Annotated in this window: 5 protein-coding genes and 1 pseudogene; 4 read left to right on the top strand and 2 right to left on the bottom strand. The window is 57.4% G+C overall.

Translation table 11 applies throughout. From position 1 onward, the window contains the following. Nucleotides 1-426, top strand: a pseudogene (locus JX325_RS13870) (cell wall anchor protein); the annotation flags it as partial. A 6-nt stretch (nucleotides 427-432) separates the two neighbouring features. Here the strand turns inward: JX325_RS13870 and JX325_RS13875 are convergent. Continuing rightward, entirely contained in the window at nucleotides 433-831 is a 399-nt protein-coding gene (locus JX325_RS13875) for a bacteriohemerythrin (RefSeq protein WP_204791682.1), read from the bottom strand. A gap of 103 nt (nucleotides 832-934) precedes the next feature. Between JX325_RS13875 and JX325_RS13880 the strand changes: the two genes are divergently transcribed. From JX325_RS13880 to JX325_RS13890, 3 genes are all read left to right on the top strand, one after another. Then, nucleotides 935-1,816 (top strand): class D sortase, encoded by an 882-nt coding sequence (locus tag JX325_RS13880; RefSeq protein WP_204791683.1) that lies wholly within the window; start codon nucleotides 935-937, stop codon nucleotides 1,814-1,816. Between the two features lie 105 nt (nucleotides 1,817-1,921). Further along, a complete protein-coding gene (locus tag JX325_RS13885; protein ID WP_204791684.1) occupies nucleotides 1,922-2,161 on the top strand; it encodes a hypothetical protein in 240 nt (79 codons plus the stop codon). Between the two features lie 33 nt (nucleotides 2,162-2,194). After that, nucleotides 2,195-3,001, top strand: coding sequence for a CAP domain-containing protein (locus JX325_RS13890; RefSeq protein WP_204791685.1), 807 nt, complete (start codon nucleotides 2,195-2,197; stop codon nucleotides 2,999-3,001). A gap of 32 nt (nucleotides 3,002-3,033) precedes the next feature. Here JX325_RS13890 and JX325_RS13895 read toward each other — a convergent pair. Then, on the bottom strand, nucleotides 3,034-3,465 hold a 432-nt coding region (locus JX325_RS13895), incomplete at its 5' end, for a hypothetical protein (protein WP_204791686.1).

The raw sequence follows: 3,465 nt of genomic DNA on the forward strand, positions 1-3,465 counted from the left end.
ACCTCGTACATCCCCAAGACCATCCAGGACGGCGGGCGCACCCTGACCCTCCAGGATATCAGCTGGCAGACGGACAACACCGCCAGCCTGGACGGACACGCTATGGGCGACCGATTCACCGCCGTAGCCACCTACAGCGGCTCGGCCACCAGCAGCTATGTAAAAGGCTACACGGTCACCGCCAACTACTCCGGTACCGTCAGCCGGATCGCCCTGAACAAGACCCGGTACGTGGCCATCTTCGAGGGGGACGCTCCCACAGTGGATATTATCCCCACGGAAGCGGACTCCGGCGCCGACTCCGGGTTCCGCTTCAACTGGGCTTACCTGCTGGTCCCCCTGGGCGTGATCGCCCTGGCGGGCGGCGGCATGGGAACGGCGCTGTACCTGAAGCGGCGGCATGAATCCGAGGAAGGAACGGAATGACGGCGTTTACTTCTGCTTCATGTAGGCGCTCAGCTTCTTGTCCTCCACCCGGATGTGGTTGACCAGGACCGCCACATGCTTGTTCAGCGCGCTCAGGTCCGCCACCGAGGGGCCTGACGCCGGAATCTTCGCGGCGATTTCCCGGAGCGTCTTTTTATATCCGGCGTGGAACGTCTTATGGGCGGGCATACCGGGGTATCCGCTCTCCTGCTGGAGCCGCTCTTCGTGGCTAAAATGTTTGTCCACATATTCGATCAGGAACTGGATGGCGGGCTCCATGGAAGCGCGGCCCTGACCCTTCCCGCAGGAGTCCATCAGTCGGTTCACCGCCTGAAACAACTCCCGGTGCTCCCCGTCGATGACAGCGTTCCCGGTCTCAAGGTCTTTTGTCAGTTCATATCGCATTCGTTCTTCTCCTTTGACCACAGTTTTCTAAATATTGGAACCCCTAAATTATAAATTGCCGCCGACCTGTAGTCAAGAGGGCCGGCGGTGGAAAGGAATCCACATGAAAAAACTCTTTTTACTGACCCTGCTTGTGGCTCTGGTCCTGACGGCCTATGCCGAGGCGCTGGAGTACAACATCGAACCGCCCGCCGGGGCCAACTATGGGAAGGCCACCTCCATTGAGGTGGTACACACCCGAGACAACGGCGAGTGGAAAAACACGGACATCAGCAAAAACGCCGCCCTGATCCCGCCCGGCTTCGGCACGCCCACGGCGGACCTCCCCGGCAGCGGGGACTACCTCACACCCAATCTGGCCCCGGAGGCCAAGGCTGGGACCGGCGCCGTGATCAACGGCAGCATGTCCGCAACGGTCGTGCTGCCGCCCGCCAGCGGGAGCGCTGTGTTCGCGCCCTCTGGCGGCGGCACGGCTGTCCCGCCCTCCTCCGGCAGCGGCGGGTCGGTGTATCAGCCCGGTTCCTCCAGCCTCACCACCACGACCAAACCCACCGCAACGGACGCCGCCACTTTTACCGAGGTGACGGAGGACCTCTACTACAAGGGCGGGCACCTTGGCAGGCTGGAGATTCCCGTCCTGGACCTCAGCGTCAAAATCTACGAGGGCACCGGCAGCTCCACGCTTGCCAAGGGCGTGGGCCACTTTGAGGACACCTCCATCTGGGGAGGCAACGTCTGCCTCGCTTCCCATAATCGCGGGGCGAACGATTACTTCGGGAAAATCCACACCCTGGACGCTGGAGACGAGATCACACTCACCACCAAGCTGGGAACGAAAACCTATGAGGTGACCACTGTCTCCAAGGTCAGCGAGACGGACCGGAGCGGCCTGGAGGAAACCGGCGAGAGCTGCCTCACCCTGTACACTTGCGTCCGGGACCAGCGGGACCTCCGCTACTGCGTCCGGGCCGTCGAGGTTGTATAATATGCTTCGGTTTTCCACTTCTATTTCTCCCGGCTCTCCTTTTGTTTCAATAGCTTTCCACCGTGCTTTCGGGTATGATGTGGCTAAGAACCGGGAGGGACCGGCATGACGGTCCTGGACTTTATCCGCCAGCATCCCGCCCAGGCGGTGGATGTGATCTCTTCCGAGGGCTGCGACCATGTGACGTCAAGGCGGTCCCTGGCCCTGGCGAGGGACCGGCCCGAAGACATGGAAGTCCTGGACGGGGCGGTCTGCCACTCCAGATTCTCGGGCGGGGCATGGCATGTCCTGGCGATAGCTCCCGCCCTGGAGCAGGACGCCGCGCCAAAGCTCGCCATGGCCTGAGCCTCCCGGAATACGCGAAGGAGGAACCCAGAGATGAAAAAGAAAGATTTCGGTACGCTGGTCATTGGCATGGCTCTCGGCGCGGCGCTCACCGGAGGCGCTGTGGCCGCCGGTATCACGGCGGAACCCGCTTGGTCCCCCATCTATGTGGACGGGCGGCAGGTACAGATGACGGCTTACAACATCGCCGGGAACAACTACGTCAAACTCCGCGATATTGGACAAGCGGTGGGCTTCAATGGCTACTATCAGGACGGCGTCCAGGTGGACAGCGGCGCGTCCTATACCGGCGAGGCCCCAGCAAAACCCGCGCCCCAGCCGTCCGCATCCAAGGCGGAAACGCTCCAGGTCAGCAGCGTGAAGGGCACGGAGCTGACCGTGGGAGAGCGAAGCTCCCTCATCATCAGCCCCGCCGGAACGGACTGCGCGGCGAACTCCAGCGATCCGGCGGTCGCCTCGCTGGAGCAGGTCGCCGGATACTGGGTCGTTGTGCCCAAAGCCCCCGGCTCCGCTACGGTCACCGTTACCAATGCCATCGGAGAATCCGGGTCCTTGGTTTTCACAGTGAAGGCGGATGCCTCCGCTCCTGCGGAGATTGACCTGAATGCTAACATGGAAATGCGGTTGGAAATGGTCCGGCTAATCAATCAGGTGCGGCGGGAAAATGGCCGGTCAGAGCTATCCGTCAGTGATGCCTTGATGAACGCTGCGCAGGATGTATCCTCTCAATGTGTTTCAGACCATAGACCTTATGACCATATGATTCTTCCCAAATATGGCTGGCCCTACACGCAACAATCAATCTGCATTGATGGAGCGCCGTGTGCGGTGAAAAGCTAAATATATAAAAGAAAACTAACAAATATTTCCAATTATTTCATAATTACTTGTATATCCCCATCCTTTACAATGACCTTATCAATGAATATCCGAGCAACTCGTTTCTTTTCTTCCGTATCATAATCTTCCCAGTTGTTTATATATTCTTCAATATTGTATTGGGAATAATTCTTACTGCGTTGCTCCCTTAAAGCTTCTTCCAACTCTGCCGCTAAACTGTCTTTCTTTTCTATCTCCTGTTCAATTTTCTTATTTACTTCCGCAATCACTTTAACTGACAAGCTAGCAATGCTTTCAGTCAATGCGTCTATACGTTGCTGAACTTCAACCATTTTAATTTTTAGGTCATTTACTTTTTTGCTGTCCTCAACAGGTACAAGAGCCTTTTCACTCTCCAAAATAGTTTTCATTCTTTCAAATAACTGCATTTCAACTATTTTGTCTAATTCAAAGGTCTGTATTGC

The organism is Oscillibacter sp. CU971, assembly GCF_905219725.1.
Taxonomy (GTDB): Bacteria; Bacillota; Clostridia; order Oscillospirales; family Oscillospiraceae; genus Oscillibacter.

Coding starts and splice junctions, on each gene's coding strand:
- JX325_RS13875 (WP_204791682.1), bottom strand. CDS start 831: ATGCGATATGAACTGACAAAAGACCTTGAGACCGGGAACGCTGTCATC.
- JX325_RS13880 (WP_204791683.1), top strand. CDS start 935: ATGAAAAAACTCTTTTTACTGACCCTGCTTGTGGCTCTGGTCCTGACG.
- JX325_RS13885 (WP_204791684.1), top strand. CDS start 1,922: ATGACGGTCCTGGACTTTATCCGCCAGCATCCCGCCCAGGCGGTGGAT.
- JX325_RS13890 (WP_204791685.1), top strand. CDS start 2,195: ATGAAAAAGAAAGATTTCGGTACGCTGGTCATTGGCATGGCTCTCGGC.